Source organism: Bacillus sp. GMs2/2, from assembly GCF_050172095.1.
Taxonomy (GTDB): domain Bacteria; phylum Bacillota; class Bacilli; order Bacillales; family Bacillaceae_G; genus Bacillus_A; species Bacillus_A cereus.
On the sequence record NZ_JBNLYE010000076.1, the window covers coordinates 1 to 16909 of the forward strand.

Consider the following 16909-nt stretch of genomic DNA (forward strand, 5'->3'; position numbering starts at 1 on the left):
ATATCGATTTAACGACAAAGATTGACAATAACATTCCTCCTTGTCATACAAGGAAACTCCTAAAACGGATTAGATATTTTTTACTAAAATGTTATTATAAACATATAATTTTAAAGGGAGCTGGTTACTATTTCTTTAATAGTCTTCAAAATAACACTCGGTGTTCTCGTCCTAACTTTGGCTCTTTTCACCATTAACAGTTTAAAAAAGACGTCCGCCTATACATCAGATAAATATGATCATTACTTACTAGCGTTACTTACATTTGAACTAGTAGTAATGCAAATATCCATATTTCTTTAATACATATAAAAAAGCATATATCCAAAATGGATATATGCTTTTCTTTTATTCTTGCCCTACACGTTTCACTTCTACATTTTTAATACGTTCACGTACAACGTGACTTGCCATAATTAAGCCTGCCACAGATGGTACGAATGCATTTGATGAAGGCGGTAATTTCGCTTTACGAATTTTTGCATTTTCGTCTGGTACGATTTCTTTACGTACTTCTTCACGAATTACGATTGGGTTTTCGTCAGAGAAGACAACTTTTACACCTTTTTTAATACCCTCTTTACGAAGCTTCGTACGAATTACTTTCGCAATCGGATCTGTGTGTGTTTTAGAAATGTCCGCAATACGGAAACGAGTTGGGTCCATTTTATTTGCTGCACCCATACTGGAGATAATTTTAATTTTACGACGTAAACATTGTTTAATTAAATGAATTTTGAACGTAATCGTATCAGATGCATCCACTACGAAATCCAAACCGTGCTTAAAGAACTCTTCATATGTTTCATCTGTATAAAACATTTCAAGTCCAATTACTTCACACTCTGGGTTAATGTCTGCGATACGCTCTTTCATTAATTCTACTTTTGAACGTCCTACAGTAGATACTAAAGCGTGAATTTGACGGTTTACGTTTGTAATATCTACAACGTCTTTATCAACTAATACAAGACGTCCAACGCCAGAACGTGCTAACGCTTCAGCTGCAAAAGAGCCTACGCCGCCAATTCCTAAAATACCGACTGTACTATTTTTTAATATTTCAAGTCCTTCTTTACCGAAGGCTAATTCATTACGTGAAAATTGATGTAACATTCAGCTCTACACTCCTATTACAAAAATGGTCTACCATGTATTCTAGCGTTTTTCCGACTATTTGTATAGAAAAAGTTATAGAATTCCTAAAAATACATATTTCGAAAATGAAAACATAGACCAGAATTTCATTTCTTCCTAAATACACGTTTAAAAAAGAGGATTCAGAGAACCGAGCAGATCGAGGCGCTGAAGCCAGGAGGAGCGCAGTGTAGAAATACTACTCGAGCACCGGACTGGCGAAGCAACGATGAGATGCGACAGTTATCTGAACCGGACTTTTTAAACTTCCTTTCAATACACGTTTAAAAAGGAGGATTTAGAGAACCGAGCAGATCGAGGCGCTGAAGCCAGGAGGAGCGCAGTGTAGAAAAATACTACTCGAGCACCGGACTGGCGAAGCAACGATGAGATGCGACAGTTATCTAAACCGGACTTTTTAAACAACCTCTCAAAAAAAGTCTAGACGGTTATAGTATAACCATCTAGACCCTATTCTTACTTCTCTTCTTTTAAGCTTAATTTTAAGTTTAACTCTTCAAGCTGTGCTTCTGCAACTGGGCTTGGAGCTTCTGTTAATAAGCAGCTTGCGCTTGCTGTTTTTGGGAATGCAATTGTATCACGAAGGTTCGTACGGCCTGCAAGTAACATAACAAGACGATCTAAACCTAATGCGATTCCGCCGTGTGGTGGTGTACCGTATTCGAATGCTTCTAATAAGAACCCGAATTGCTCTTGCGCTTCTTCTTGTGAGAATCCAAGTGCTTTGAACATTTTTTCTTGTACGTCACGCTCGTAAATACGAAGTGATCCACCACCAAGCTCATAACCGTTTAATACAAGGTCATATGCTTGTGCACGTGCTTTTTCTGGTGCTGTTTCTAGTAACTCAACGTCTTCACGGAATGGCATTGTGAATGGGTGGTGAGCTGCGAAGTAACGATCTGCATCTTCATCGTACTCAAGAAGTGGCCAATCCGTTACCCATAGGAAATTATATTTACTTTCGTCAATTAACTCAAGCTCTTTACCTAGACGTAAGCGAAGTGCACCTAAGCTATCTGCAACAACGCTCTTCTTATCTGCTACGAATAGTAATAAGTCGCCAGCAGTAGCCTCTAATGTGCTCATTAACACATTTGCATCTTCTTCACTGAAGAATTTCGCAATCGGTCCTTTTAAGCCATCTTCTTCAACTTTAAGCCAAGCTAGACCTTTTGCACCGTATACTTTCACGAATTCAGTTAATGCATCGATGTCTTTACGAGAATATTTACTTGCAGCACCTTTTGCATTAATTGCTTTTACTTGTCCGCCGCTTTCTACAGCACTTGTAAACACTTTAAAGCCACAACCTGCTGCAAACTCAGATAAGTCTGTTAGTTCCATTTCAAAGCGTGTATCTGGCTTATCAGAACCGTAGCGAGCCATTGCATCAGCATATTTCATACGAGGGAATGGTGCACTAACTTCTACACCTTTTGCATCCTTCATAACTTTCGTCATCATACGCTCCATCATATCTAAAATTTCATCTTGTGTTAAGAATGAAGCTTCGATATCGATTTGCGTGAATTCCGGTTGACGATCCGCACGTAAATCTTCATCACGGAAACAACGTGCTACTTGATAGTAACGCTCAAATCCGCCGACCATAAGAAGCTGTTTAAATAACTGTGGTGACTGCGGTAGTGCATAGAATTCACCATCATGCACACGACTTGGCACTAAATAGTCACGAGCTCCTTCTGGCGTGCTTTTCGTTAAAATTGGTGTTTCTACTTCTAAGAACTCTTCTGTGTCTAAGAAGTTACGAATTGTTTTCGTTACGTCATGACGCATTTTGAATGTGTTAAACATTACTGGACGACGTAAGTCTAAATAACGATATTTTAAACGCACATCTTCTGATGCATCTGTATCATCAGCAATGATGATTGGCGTTGTTTTCGCTGCATTTAGTACATTTACTTTTGTTGCTTGTACTTCAATACGACCAGTTGCCATATTGTCATTAATTGCGCCTTCACCACGTTCAACAACTGTACCTTCTACGTGTAATACGTATTCGCTACGAATTGTTTCTGCTACTTCTAACGCTTCTTTTGATGTTTCTGGGTTAAATACAACTTGCACGATACCTGTACGGTCACGTAAGTCGATAAAGATTAATCCACCTAAGTCACGGCGTTTTTGTACCCAACCTTTTAATTGAACTGTTTGTCCAACAGCTTCTACTGTTACTTTTCCACATGCATGTGTTATTTCAGCCACTGTAAGTTCCCCCTATATTAATTTCTCTGCTACGTATGAAGCAAATACATCTAACGCTACTTCTTCTTGTTCACCTGTTGCCATATCTTTTAAGTTAATGATGCCTTTATCTAGCTCATCTTCTCCTAATACAGCTACAAATTTCGCCTTTAGACGATCTGCTGATTTAAATTGTGCTTTCATTTTGCGATCTAAATAATCTTTTTCAACTGACAATCCAGCTTTACGAAGATCGAACGCAACTTTTGCAGCATGGTCTTTCGCTTTTTCGCCAAGCGCCACAACGTAACAATCAATGCTATGTTCAAGTGGTAATTCAATGTTTTCAGCTTTTAGCGCCATAATTAAACGTTCAATACTCATTGCAAAACCGATACCTGGCATTTCTGGTCCACCGATTTCTTGTACAAGTCCGTTATAACGGCCACCACCGCTTAATGTAGTGATCGCACCGAAACCTTCTGCCTCACTCATAATTTCAAAAACAGTGTGTTGGTAGTAGTCTAAACCACGCACTAAGTTCGGATCTTTTTCAAACGGAACATCCATCATCGTTAATAGTTCTTGAACTTTGTCGTAGTATATTGCTGAATCTTCGTTTAAGTATTCTGTAATAGATGGTGCTGTTCCCATTAATTCATGGTTACGGTCCTTCTTACAGTCTAAAATTCGAAGTGGATTCTTTTCTAAGCGAGATTGACAGTCAGAACAGAATTCGCCGATACGTGGCTCAAAGTGTGCGATTAATGCATCACGGTGTGCTTGACGGCTCGCTGCGTCACCTAAACTGTTTAATACAACTTTAATATTTTTTAAGCCCATGCCGCGGTAAAATTCAACAGCAAGTGCAATTACTTCTGCATCAATTGCAGGGTCATTACTGCCGATTGCTTCGATACCGAATTGTACGAATTGACGATAGCGACCTGCTTGTGGTCTTTCATAACGGAACATTTGACCGATATAGTATAATTTCGTTGGTTGTGTTGCATCACCAAACATTTTATTTTCAACGTAAGAACGTACAACAGGTGCAGTACCTTCTGGACGTAATGTTAAGCTACGCTCTCCACGATCTTGGAATGAGTACATTTCTTTTTGTACGATATCTGTCGTATCACCAACACCGCGTAAAAATAGCTCAGTGTGCTCAAAAATTGGTGTACGAATTTCTTTATAATTGTAACGACGGCAAATTTCGCGTGCTTGCCCTTCGATATACTGCCATAACTCAACAGTGCCTGGAAGAATATCTTGCGTTCCGCGTGGGATTTGAATAGACATATTCAGTTCCTCCTCAAATTGTTTTAATCTTAATAAAAATAAAAAAACTCCCGCCTCTACTGTTTGAACAGTAGGGACGAGAGTATTATACCCGTGGTGCCACCCTAATTGAAGCACTTATGCTTCCACTTTTTTAATAACGCTTAAATATGCGTTCATCCCTACTAAGCGTATATGCCGTTCAAGTTGAAACCTCTAGAGTGTCATTCAATCAGTCATCATGTAGAAATGTTTTCAGCCTAAGACATTCCTTCTCTTTCCATGTGTGTCTCATTTACTCTTCTCTATCAACGGTTATATTCATATGTAAATATAAAATTACTATACGTTTGTTAAGTAGGATTGTCAAGTGCTCTAAGAACGTTCAATCTGCTTCTTTAAACGCTTTACATCTCGAAGAGAAATCCCAAACTCGGAAGCAAGCTCCATTGAAGTATTGTTTTGCTCTTTTGAAATAAAATCATGAAAATTCACGTTAAATAGTTGATTTGCACCATTTGTAACAGAATGCCCTTTTTCATTCATACGCATACGTATATCCCTCACATTCAATATGGATGTTTTACTTTTTATTGTTCCATATTGATGAAAGAGTTATACATAACCAAAACTGCTATTAATTCCAAATAAATGAACAAAACATACAACAATGTATAAAAAAGAGAGGATTATATAACCCTCTCTTTTTTATCAACACTATTTACTTTCTACAATTAAGGTCACCGGACCATCATTGATTAAAGAAACATCCATCATTGCTCCGAACTTCCCTGTTTCCACATGTAATCCTTGTTTACGAACTTCTTCATTAAAGAAATCGTATAAACGCTCTGCATAATCAGGTTTCGCAGCATCCATAAAGTTTGGACGTCTTCCCTTGCGGCAATCTCCGTATAATGTGAATTGCGAAATAGATAGAACTTGTCCTTCTACATCAAGTACAGAATGATTCATCTTTCCGCTCTCATCTTCAAAAATACGTAAGTTTGCAATTTTTTCCGCAATGTAAGTTGCATCTTTTTCTGTATCTTCGTGCGTAATGCCAACTAGTAATGTTAAACCGAACGGAATTTGTCCTACGATCTCACCGTCTACTGTGACAGACGCTTTCTTTGATCGTTGTAAAACAACTCTCATCTTTCTACACTCCCTATTAATGCATCATGCGTCGTACTGCATAAATTTCTGGAACGCGTTTAATGCGTTCTACTACTTTTTTCAAGTGTTGTAAGTTACGAATCGAGATTGACATATTAATTGTTGCCATCTTATTACGGTCACTTCTACCAGAAACAGCTGAAATGTATGTTTTCGTCTCTGTAACAGCTTGCAGTACTTCATTTAATAAACCGCGGCGATCGTAACCTGAAATTTCAATATCAACGTTATACTCTATTTCTTTTTCAGGGCTACCTTCCCACTCAACTTCTAATAAACGTTCTATCGCTTCTTCTGTATGAACATTTACACAATCACGGCGGTGAATCGATACACCTCGGCCTTTCGTAATATACCCAACGATATCATCACCCGGAACTGGGTTACAGCATTTCGATAAACGGATTAATAAATTATCAGCACCGCTTACCTTTACACCAGAATCCCATTTTCGAATTTTCATCGGTTTACGAACTTCTTTAACTTCAACAATTTCTTCTTCTTCGCGTTGCTTGCGGAACTTGTCCGTTAGTCGCGTAACAATTTGCGAAGCTGTAATTCCGCTATATCCAACTGCTGCAAACATATCTTCTTCATTTGCAAAGTTAAATTTCTCAGCGACGCGTTTTAAGTTATCAGGCGCTAATACTTCTTTCATCTCATACTCTAGACCACGTACTTCCTTTTCAACAAGTTCACGGCCTTTTTCAATATTTTCGTCTCTACGTTGTTTCTTAAAGAATTGACGAATTTTATTTTTCGCATGAGATGTTTGAGCAAGTTTTACCCAATCTTGACTTGGGCCATATGAATGTTTCGACGTTAAAATTTCAATGATATCACCGGTTTTTAATTTATAATCCAGCGTTACCATTTTCCCGTTTACTTTTGCACCAATTGTTTTATTCCCAATTTCCGAATGGACACGATACGCGAAATCAATTGGAACCGATCCAAGTGGTAATTCCATTACATCGCCTTTCGGTGTAAAGACGAATACCATGTCAGAGAATAAATCAATTTTTAATGACTCCATAAATTCTTCTGCATTAGAAGCTTCATTTTGCCATTCTAATATTTGACGGAACCACGTGAGTTTCTTCTCTAATGTACCTGTTGTTTCTGCTGTTTTTCCTTCTTTGTATGCCCAGTGTGCCGCGATCCCGAATTCTGCAATTTCGTGCATTTCTTTCGTACGAATTTGCACTTCAAGTGGATCACCTTTCGGTCCAATTACAGTCGTATGAAGAGATTGATATAGATTTGCTTTTGGCATTGCAATATAATCTTTAAAACGACCTGGCATCGGCTTCCAGCACGTATGAATAATTCCAAGCACTGCATAACAATCTTTGATACTATTTACAACAACACGTACAGCTAATAAATCGTAAATTTCATTGAACTGTTTATTTTGCAGTGCCATTTTACGATAAATACTGTAAATATGTTTCGGTCTTCCAGAGATCTCAGGTTGAATTGCAACTTCTTTTAATTTCTCACGAATACCAGTCATTACTTCGTCTAAGTATTCTTCACGTTCTGCACGTTTACGCTTCATTAAATTTACAATACGATAATATTGTTGTGGATTTAAATAGCGAAGTGACGTATCCTCTAGCTCCCATTTAATAGTACTAATTCCGAGTCTATGTGCTAAAGGTGCAAAGATTTCTAGCGTTTCATTCGCTATGCGACGCTGCTTCTCTTGAGGCAAATGTTTCAATGTACGCATGTTATGAAGACGATCAGCTAGTTTAATTAAAATAACTCGAATATCTTGAGCCATTGCAATAAACATTTTGCGATGGTTTTCTGCTTGTTGTTGTTCGTGAGATTTATATTTGATCTTCCCAAGCTTCGTAACACCATCAACAAGCATAGCAATTTCTTTGTTAAATTCCCGTTCAATATCTTCTAACGTAATCTCTGTATCTTCCACTACATCATGTAAGAAACCTGCTGATACCGTAGCTGGATCCATGTGTAAATCAACTAAAATACCTGCAACTTGAATTGGATGAATAATATACGGTTCACCCGATTTTCTGTATTGTTCGCTATGCGCATCGCGTGCATATTCATAGGCACGTGCTACTAGCTCAATATCTTCATCCACTAAATATTGACTTGCTTTCTCGAGTACCTGTTCAGCTGTTAGTACCTGCTCATTTGCCATCGAATCACCTTTTATTGAAAATTGACTTTATCTTTATTTAATAGAATAAATTATATTCTATCATTATAACCCAATGATTGTGAATTGTGAAAAGGAAAAGATTTTACTAACATTTCACCATGATTTTTTGTTCAATTATACAAAAGTACCCGCTCCTCTCCAAGAGATTCACGGGTACTTTTTATCACCGTAGTTTTACCTATATAGTGATTAGTATTTTTCTAATACTAATACATCGTAACCATCTAACATTTTACGACCATCTAAGTAAGTAAGCTCTACTAAGAATGCAATCCCTGCTACAACTCCGCCAAGTTCTTCAACTAGCTTAATTGTCGCTTCAATAGTTCCACCTGTAGCTAATAGGTCATCTGTAATTAATACGCGTTGACCTGGCTTAATTGCATCTTTATGGATTGTTAAAACATCTTTACCATATTCTTTACCGTAGTCAACTGTAATTACTTCACGTGGTAATTTTCCTAATTTACGAACTGGCGCAAATCCTACTTCTAACGCATAAGAAACTGGGCAACCGATAATGAAACCACGAGCTTCTGGTCCTACTACAACATCGATATCTCTTTCTTTTGCGTATTCAACGATTGCATCTGTTGCTGCTTTGTATGCTTTACCGTCATTCATTAAAGGTGTAATGTCTTTAAACACAATACCTTCTTTCGGATAATCCGGTACAATTGCGATATGTTGCTTGAAATCCATATTTCTGAATCCTCCTCAGATCTAAAAGGTTTGTAAATACAAATCCTTTACCCTAACTGTTCTACTTCTTTATGATTACGAATCGTTTCAAACCATGTATATAGTTGCTGATATGTGCTATAAACCAATTCTTTTTCTAATTGTAAGTGGTTCATTTTCTCACGATATGTGTTCGATTCAATTAAATCACGCTTTTGTTTTTTGTCTGCCATAAAAATGACGCCATCTTTTATTGTAACAAATTCTAACTCAAAAAACACCTGTGTCATAAAATTTACTGTATCTTTTGACCAACCTTTATGACGACATAGTTGTTCTCCATATTGTCTTAAAGAAAATGGTGTTTTTTGGCTTAAGAAAGAATAGTACCATTTAAAGTGTTCTCTCGTCGGAACTGTACTAAATAAGTGGTTATTCTCTTGATAAAATAGCGTATAAATTCGCGCTGGGAATCCTGCCTTAAATAACTCACGTAATTCATCGGTTCCTTTTGGTAAATCAAGTAACACGATATATTGATCATCTAAATGCGTTACTTCGGAAGCATGCATGAGCTTTTCTTTATAGCTCTCTAAAGAAAATTTATTCAATACCTCTTCAGAAAAATACACCATTGTTATTTTTTCTTTCGGAAGTTCTGCTAAATTTGCTTCTGCATTACGCATACTACGCCAATCAAATAATTGCCACGCCTCTACAGCAATATCTTGTACCATTAGTTGTGGCTTCTTAAAATTATTCCATTCATTGATGGATGCTTCTCCTATTACAGATACTTTTGCAACTGGAGAGATTTCTTTCGCATATGCACCAAAACCAAATCCAATTGTATCCAGTGTTGCTTGTCCATCACGAAGAGCCATTTTTAAATGAGAACCATCTGATCCGATTGCGCGAATGCTTTCTAACTCTGCATCTTTTACTGCAATACGTGGTTTCGGATTTCCAATACCAAACGGGGCTAGTTTTTGCATATCTTCAATTGCCGCTAGCGTTACATCCTCTACTTTGCAAAAAACATCAACTGCTGTAATTGGAATAAAATCTTCTTCTGTTAAAATCGCATCTGCTTGTTCATTTAATCGGCGACGTAATTCATCTACATCATTCATATGTAGCGTCATTCCCGCTGCCATCGGATGCCCTCCGAAGTGTGGCAATAACTCTCTACAATCTGATAAGTTTGCAAACAAATCAAATCCTGCAATACTACGTGCTGAGCCTTTTGCTGTTTCTTTTATAGGATCGATGCTTAATACAATCGTCGGACGATAAAAACGTTCAACTAATTTAGAAGCAACAATTCCAATTACCCCTGGGTTCCAGCCTTCTTTTGCAAGTACTAATACTTTATTTTCTTCTGGCGGGAATTTATTTTCAACTTCAGCGATAGCTTCTTCTGTAATTTGCTTTACAATATCTTTTCGCAGTTTGTTCAGCTCATCAATTTCTTCGGCCAACTCTTTCGCTTCCTCTGGATCATCTGATAATAAAAGGTGTACAGCCGGCGCAGCATCTTCTAAACGCCCAACCGCATTAATACGAGGGGCAATTGAGAAGCCAATACTCTCTTCTGTAATTTCACTTTGCGAAACGTTAGCAACTTTAAACAATGCCTTCAAACCAATATTTCTCGTCATACGCATATGTTTTAAACCGCGTTTCACTAGCAACCTATTTTCACCATGAAGTGATACTAAATCGGCTACTGTACCGATTACTGCAATCTCTAATAAATGTTCTGGTACACGGCCTAATAGTGCATGCGCAACTTTAAACGCAACACCTACACCAGCTAAATAGTGAAACGGATATACGCCACCTTCTAATTTCGGATGTATAATCGCAAGCGCTTCTGGCAATTCTGGCGGTGGCTCATGGTGATCTGTAATAATTAGATCTATTCCAAGCTCTTTCGCTACATTCGCTTCATGTACTGCTGCGATGCCAGTGTCGACAGTAATAATCAGTGAGAAACCTGCACTATGCGCCCAACGAAATGCTTCTTCGTTCGGTCCATACCCTTCTGTAAAACGATTTGGAATGTAAAATTCTACTTCTGCACCTAATTCTTGAAGAGCAAGATATAAAACCGTCGTACTACTTACTCCGTCCGCATCGTAATCACCAAATATTAATATTTGCTCTCCATTTTGAATCGCCTTATTTACACGTTCTACCGTTCTATCCATTCCTTCTAATAAAAATGGATCATGAAATTCTTGATTTTCTGTATTTAAAAAATCTAAAATCTTATCTTCTGTATCTAGTCCTCTACCGAGGAATAATGAAACGACAAGTGGCGATAACTGTAATTTACTTGCTAATTCACTCACTCGCTCGTCATTATATTCTTTTTCTTTCCAACGCGTCTTCGGTTGTAACACGAAATCACCCCTTAACCTGTTCATTATACAAGACAGATTAAGGGGTGACAATATAATGCAAACTACGATGCAATATCTATATACTAAAATGTTAATGATGTTTAATTTGGAGAATACGGATTTATATGTACGAATACATTTTGTACATTATCTTGTTTCATAAGTATTTCTTTCACATGTTTTCCAATACGGTGTCCTTCTTCTACGGTAATGTATGGATCTACAGACACTTTAATATCGACAATAACATAATGACCATGCTCCCGTGCATATAAAGAACCAATTTTTTTCACACCATCTACTTGAAGAACGGCCTCTCTAAGCGGAATAACATCCTCCTCATGAAGAACATGGTCAAGCGTTGCATGAATTGCTTCCGCTCCAATGCTCCATGCCATTTTTACAACAAGAAGTGAAACAACTAATCCTGCAATCGGATCAGCATATACGAGCCAGTCTATACCAAACTTACCACCGATTATAGCTGCACAAATACCGATTAAAGCTGCAATTGAAGAAAATACATCCGAACGGTGCTCATATGCATTTGCAATAATTGCATCACTGTTTACTCTTTTCCCTAATCGGAATTTATATTGAAACATTCCTTCTTTCACGACGATTGAAAGAACAACAGCAAATATCGTAATTCCTTTCGGCGGTTCTAGTTCTTGCGAAAAAGCTTTTATAGACGAAATCGCGATTTCAAGTCCCACAATAAATAATAATACCGCAACAATAATCGCTGAAATCGATTCTGCTTTACCATGACCATACGGATGATCCTCATCAGGTGGCTGCTTTGCCGCTCGCAGTCCAAAAAGTACAGCTAGCGAACCTATTACATCTGATGCAGAATGCACGGCATCCGCTAATAACGCTTTACTGTTCCCAATATAACCAATTACCGCCTTTACAATCGCTAATATAATATTACCAACGATCCCGACAATAGCACCAAACTCGGCCTGTTTAAAACGTTCATCTTTTTCCATAATTAAAATCCCTTCTTTTCTTAACCTATCTTTTTATTTTAACAAAAACAGCGATAACACCACCACTTTCTTCCATCTTCTTTCTGTTAAAAAGTTGCTATCTTATTGTATCCACAAACGAAAAAAGAGATGCCTCATAAAGAGACATCATCTTTTCTATACTTGCGGTTCAGATTCTACTTTCTCAACCTTCTTCTTGTTTTTTCCCTTTTTCAAACGACGGTTTTCAAGCATTAACCAAATTTGAGAGGCAACGAAAACAGAAGAGTACGTACCTACAATTAATCCAACAAGTAACGCAAACGAGAAGTTACGTAGTGACTCACTACCGAAGATAAGCAGTGCAATTACTGGGAATAACACTGTTAATACGGTGTTAATCGAGCGACCAAGCGTTTGGCGAATACTTGCATTTACGATTTCTTCTAGATCTTTTATATCGCGCACTCGTTTTTTCTGTTTGTATAATTCACGGTTTCTATCAAATGTAACAATCGAGTCATTAATAGAATAACCGATGATTGTTAGTACTGCAGCGATAAACGTTAAGTCTACCTCTAGTTGGAAAATACTAAACATAACAATCATAACGAATGCGTCATGTAATAATGCAAGTACTGCAGATAATGCGTACGTAAATCGGAATCGAATACTTACGTATAAAATGATAACCGCAGAAGCGATTAATACTGCGATAAATGCATTTCGTGCAATTTCTTTCCCGATTGTTGGTGAAACTGTACTTACGTTTGGATCTGTACCATATTTATCGTGGAAGAATGTTTTTGTTTTTGCAATTTCATCTTTTGATAGAACACCTAATGTACGAACTGCGAATCCTTTATTGTCATCTCCAGTCGGTACAATATTTTCTTCCTTCACATCAATGTTCAACTCTTTAAAATCTTTATGAACATCAGACACAGTAACTGCTTGTTTTGATTGCAAGTCGATACGTGTACCACTCGCAAAGTCAATACCAAGATTCAATTTGAAAATTGGCAAGATAATTGCACCTGCAATTACAACTACAATCGAGAAGATAAGGAATTTATGACCGACATTTACGAAGTTAATACGATCAAATTTCGTTGGTGGATGTACTACACCTTTTGTTAATGGAATAATATCCTTTTGCTTCACACCAAAGTATCCTGGTTTTTTATCGAAGTAACGGCTCTTTACTAGTAAACTTAGTAAGAAACGAGTACCGAATACGTTCGTAATGAAACCGACTAAAATACTTACGATTAAACTTGTTGCGAACCCTTTTACGGAACTATTACCGTAAACGAATAACACACCAGCTGCTGCAAGTGTTGTAATGTTCGCATCTAAAATCGTTGCTAATGAACGATGGTTACCAGCACGGAATGCTGACATCATTGACTTACCAATTTTCAGCTCTTCTTTCAGTCTCTCGTACGTAATAATATTCGCATCAACAGCGATACCTACCCCGAGCACTAGCGCCGCAATACCCGGCAGCGTAAGAACTGCATGCATCCAGTTAAAGACAAGTAATGTAACGAAAATGTATAAACCTAACATAATAACCGCTACAAGTCCTGGTAAACGGTAGAATACAAGCATAAATAAGAAAATAAGAGCGATACCAATCGCACTAGCGAAAATCGTTTGCTCTAACGCTTGTTGACCAAATTTCGCTCCAACAGATGTTGAATACATTTCTTTTAAATCAACAGGAAGTGCACCTGCATTTAATAAAGATGAAAGTTGTTTCGCACTTTCAACTGTGAAGTTTCCACCTACGATAGATACTTCAGCTTGGTTAAATACTTGGTTTACTGTTGCTGCTGATAAGAACTTCGGATTCGGTTTTGCAGATTCTGCTTTGTACGAATCTTTTCCTTCTTCAAAATCAAGCCAAATTACCATTAAATTCGTTGGTGGTGGCATTTTTGAAATTTTTTCAGTTACTTCACGGAATTTTTCAGCGCTCTTTAGTGTAAGACCTACGCTCGCACGGCCTTGCTCATCAAATGTTTGCTTCGCTCCGCCACCTTTTAAATCCGTTCCGTCCATAAGAAGATTATCATCTACATCACGGAATGTTAATTTCGCTTGTGTTGATAACATTTCACGTGCTTTTTGCTGATCTTGTACACCAGCAAGCTGTACACGAATTCGATCTTGCCCTTCGATTTGAATGTTCGGCTCACTTACACCGAGAACATTGACACGATTCTCAAGAGCACCTACTGTACTTACAAGTACGTCTCGATCGATTTTGTCACCTTTTTTGGCTGGTTTTACTTCATACAGAATTTCAAAACCACCGCGAAGGTCTAGTCCTAGACTAATTCCTTTTGCTATGTCTTTTCCTGCCGCACCAATTACTCCACCGATTAATAAAACGATGAGGAAAAAGGCGGCAATTCTCGTACCACGCTTTGCCATATGTACCCTCTTTCCGCTACTAACACTTTAAATAAATCTCTTACGATTCACTTTTACACGTGTGCATACGTCTAGTTAGTAGACTTCCTTTCTATAATTTTGCTAGCTCATCACTAGCTGTGCCGGTACGTTTTCACGATACCTGCACTTTCATTATTTGTTTTCTCTCTTCACTACCTCCTTTATATATGATCTTAGACATAATTATTTCCTGATTATCAATACCTATCATTATACTGCAAAAGGAAGAACAAACCAATTGCAGTCGGTTATTTATTTTCATATTCATCAAATGACCAAAGTGGCGCTTGATATGCTTCAACAGTTAAATATGTCATATATTCATTAGCACTTACTGTTAATACGTCATTAACTAATTCATACAATCTAACATCGCTGTCTATCTTCTTCCACTTTTTCACTTTAAGAAACTTCCAAATGTCATCAGCTGTCACTCTGTCGTAGCCGAACATTTGAAACTCTTCTACTTTACTTTCTAAAACGACTTGTAACTGTCCGCGGTATGATTCTACCAAAGCCTCTCTATCTAACATCTATAACATCTCCTTCTTATTTCGCACGAAAAGTCGCTTTTATTCCCGCTCTAATGGACAGCAATAACTACTTTCAAGAGCACTATCATATTTCACTCTCTTAAATGCTTGTCATTCTTGTCTCGTACGTGCATATAAATTATTGTAAATCATTCCATTGATTTTGAGAAGGTAGGAGAAGAACATGACGAGACAAAGCTTTTTAAAAGGCGCATTTATTTTAATGATAGCCGGCTTTATTACAAAAATACTCGGCTTTATCAACCGCATAGTAATGGCACGTATTTTGGGAGAAGAAGGCGTTGGTCTTTATATGATGGCCGTTCCTACATTCATTTTAGCAATTACATTGACACAAATTGGTCTTCCTGTCGCAATCGCAAAATTTGTAGCAGAAGCGGAAGCTGTGAACGATAAACAAAGAGTTAAAAAAATATTAACCGTATCACTAGCTGTTACATCCGTTATTAGTATCATTTTAACAATCGGAATTATGTTCCTCACACCTATTTTAGCAAAAACATTATTAACCGACGAAAGAACGTACTATCCATTAATGGCCATTTTGCCCGTTGTTCCTGTTATTGCTGTTTCTTCTGTTTTGCGTGGTTATTTTCAAGGGAAACAAAACATGAAACCTAGCGCTTATGCGCAAGTTCTAGAACAAGTCGTCCGCATTACCATTATCGCTATATGCATTCAATTATTTTTACCTTACGGCATAGAATACGCTGCAGCCGGCGCTATGTTATCAGCTGTTCTCGGTGAAGTTGCATCGTTATTATTTTTACTCACGTTATTTCAGCGAGAAAAACATTTATCAATACGCTCTGGATTTTTCACTACTGTAAAGGAAAGCAAAGGGACATTTTATTCTCTGATGGATATTGCCCTTCCAACTACAGGAAGTCGTTTAATCGGCTCCGTTTCATATTTTTTTGAACCTATTGTCGTTATGCAAAGCTTAGCAATTGCTGGTGTCGCTGCTTCTGTTGCAACCCAGCAATACGGTATATTAAACGGTTATGCATTCCCGCTTCTATCACTACCCGCCTTTATTACATACGCTCTCTCTACAGCGCTCGTCCCTTCTATTAGTGAAGCAATGGCAAAAAGACAACATAAATTAGTGGAGCACCGTTTACAACAAGCACTTCGAATTTCATTAATTACTGGCGGATGGTCTGTCGTTATATTATACGTATTCGCTTCTCCTGTTTTAACTCTTATGTATGGATCAGACAGCGCAACAGCATTCATTCAACTTCTTGCGCCTTGCTTTTTATTTCATTATTTCCAAAGTCCACTTACCTCTGTTTTGCAAGCTTTAAACTTAGCAAGAGCTGCAATGATGAATACATTTATTGGAGCCATCGTGAAATTAATCGTTATTTTTGTACTAGCATCAAGGCCAGAATTTCAAATGATGGGGGTTGCTCTCGCTATTGCAGCAAATATTGTAACAGTAACATTTCTTCACTACGCTACTGTTTTAAAAAAGATTACATTTACCATTTACGCAAAAGACTATATTTTCGGCGGACTTGCCATCGGTATCGCAGGTGCCTTCGGTTTTTATCTTCATAAATATATTATTTTCTCTCATGCCCTTGGCATACAAACATTATGGGAAATCACTTTAACAACAATTGTTTATATCGTACTTCTCTTCACTTTCAAACTCATTCGAAAAGAAGAGTTAAGTCGTCTCCCTATCATTCGTAAACTTTCATTTTTGAAATAAGGTGAAACTTTAATCAGTGGGGTAATCTCCACTGATTATTAGTTACACTAATCATTCTTACTCTTTCAAAGAAT

The 16909-nt window shown here is 37.5% G+C and carries 12 protein-coding genes and 1 other annotated feature; of the genes, 1 reads left to right on the forward strand and 11 read right to left on the reverse strand.

The annotated features are described in order from the left end of the window. Positions 1–348: 348 nt before the first annotated feature. From ACQGS6_RS12345 to ACQGS6_RS12395, 11 genes are all read right to left on the reverse strand, one after another. Complete coding sequence (locus ACQGS6_RS12345; protein WP_000903177.1) at positions 349–1116, reverse strand: tRNA threonylcarbamoyladenosine dehydratase; 768 nt, start codon at positions 1114–1116, stop codon at positions 349–351. Between the two features lie 498 nt (positions 1117–1614). Beyond that, a complete protein-coding gene (aspS, locus tag ACQGS6_RS12350; RefSeq protein WP_426965182.1) occupies positions 1615–3390 on the reverse strand; it encodes an aspartate--tRNA ligase in 1776 nt (591 codons plus the stop codon). Positions 3391–3402: 12 nt separating this feature from the next. Beyond that, positions 3403–4674, reverse strand: coding sequence for a histidine--tRNA ligase (gene hisS, locus ACQGS6_RS12355; RefSeq protein WP_000027081.1), 1272 nt, complete (start codon positions 4672–4674; stop codon positions 3403–3405). 69 nt (positions 4675–4743) lie between these two features. Then, positions 4744–4974 (reverse strand) — a binding site (T-box leader). Positions 4975–5028: 54 nt separating this feature from the next. After that, positions 5029–5205 (reverse strand): hypothetical protein, encoded by a 177-nt coding sequence (locus tag ACQGS6_RS12360; protein WP_426965183.1) that lies wholly within the window; start codon positions 5203–5205, stop codon positions 5029–5031. Between the two features lie 165 nt (positions 5206–5370). After that, positions 5371–5811 (reverse strand): D-tyrosyl-tRNA(Tyr) deacylase, encoded by a 441-nt coding sequence (locus ACQGS6_RS12365; protein ID WP_001266965.1) that lies wholly within the window; start codon positions 5809–5811, stop codon positions 5371–5373. Positions 5812–5827: 16 nt separating this feature from the next. Further along, complete coding sequence (gene relA / locus ACQGS6_RS12370; RefSeq protein ID WP_001262811.1) at positions 5828–8011, reverse strand: GTP diphosphokinase; 2184 nt, start codon at positions 8009–8011, stop codon at positions 5828–5830. Positions 8012–8221: 210 nt separating this feature from the next. Beyond that, a complete protein-coding gene (locus tag ACQGS6_RS12375) occupies positions 8222–8734 on the reverse strand; it encodes an adenine phosphoribosyltransferase (protein WP_000346215.1) in 513 nt (170 codons plus the stop codon). 47 nt (positions 8735–8781) lie between these two features. Continuing rightward, positions 8782–11121 (reverse strand): single-stranded-DNA-specific exonuclease RecJ, encoded by a 2340-nt coding sequence (gene recJ / locus ACQGS6_RS12380; RefSeq protein ID WP_000941237.1) that lies wholly within the window; start codon positions 11119–11121, stop codon positions 8782–8784. A 101-nt stretch (positions 11122–11222) separates the two neighbouring features. Beyond that, on the reverse strand, positions 11223–12116 hold the full coding sequence (locus ACQGS6_RS12385; protein ID WP_000409741.1) for a cation diffusion facilitator family transporter: 894 nt from the start codon (positions 12114–12116) through the stop codon (positions 11223–11225). 156 nt (positions 12117–12272) lie between these two features. Then, entirely contained in the window at positions 12273–14537 is a 2265-nt protein-coding gene (secDF, locus tag ACQGS6_RS12390) for a protein translocase subunit SecDF (RefSeq protein WP_001119061.1), read from the reverse strand. A gap of 269 nt (positions 14538–14806) precedes the next feature. Then, positions 14807–15091 (reverse strand): post-transcriptional regulator, encoded by a 285-nt coding sequence (locus ACQGS6_RS12395; protein ID WP_200462267.1) that lies wholly within the window; start codon positions 15089–15091, stop codon positions 14807–14809. Between the two features lie 184 nt (positions 15092–15275). Here ACQGS6_RS12395 and spoVB point away from each other — a divergent pair, with 184 nt between their 5' ends. After that, complete coding sequence (gene spoVB / locus ACQGS6_RS12400) at positions 15276–16835, forward strand: stage V sporulation protein B (protein WP_000198300.1); 1560 nt, start codon at positions 15276–15278, stop codon at positions 16833–16835. The last annotated feature ends 74 nt before the right edge of the window (positions 16836–16909 follow it).

Bases quoted from the DNA above. Each gene is read 5' to 3' on its own strand.
- ACQGS6_RS12395 (WP_200462267.1), bottom strand. From the start codon at position 15,091: ATGTTAGATAGAGAGGCTTTGGTAGAATCATACCGCGGACAGTTACAA.
- ACQGS6_RS12345 (WP_000903177.1), bottom strand. From the start codon at position 1,116: ATGTTACATCAATTTTCACGTAATGAATTAGCCTTCGGTAAAGAAGGA.
- ACQGS6_RS12375 (WP_000346215.1), bottom strand. From the start codon at position 8,734: ATGGATTTCAAGCAACATATCGCAATTGTACCGGATTATCCGAAAGAA.
- secDF (WP_001119061.1), bottom strand. From the start codon at position 14,537: ATGGCAAAGCGTGGTACGAGAATTGCCGCCTTTTTCCTCATCGTTTTA.
- hisS (WP_000027081.1), bottom strand. From the start codon at position 4,674: ATGTCTATTCAAATCCCACGCGGAACGCAAGATATTCTTCCAGGCACT.
- spoVB (WP_000198300.1), top strand. From the start codon at position 15,276: ATGACGAGACAAAGCTTTTTAAAAGGCGCATTTATTTTAATGATAGCC.
- ACQGS6_RS12365 (WP_001266965.1), bottom strand. From the start codon at position 5,811: ATGAGAGTTGTTTTACAACGATCAAAGAAAGCGTCTGTCACAGTAGAC.
- relA (WP_001262811.1), bottom strand. From the start codon at position 8,011: ATGGCAAATGAGCAGGTACTAACAGCTGAACAGGTACTCGAGAAAGCA.
- ACQGS6_RS12360 (WP_426965183.1), bottom strand. From the start codon at position 5,205: ATGCGTATGAATGAAAAAGGGCATTCTGTTACAAATGGTGCAAATCAA.
- ACQGS6_RS12385 (WP_000409741.1), bottom strand. From the start codon at position 12,116: ATGGAAAAAGATGAACGTTTTAAACAGGCCGAGTTTGGTGCTATTGTC.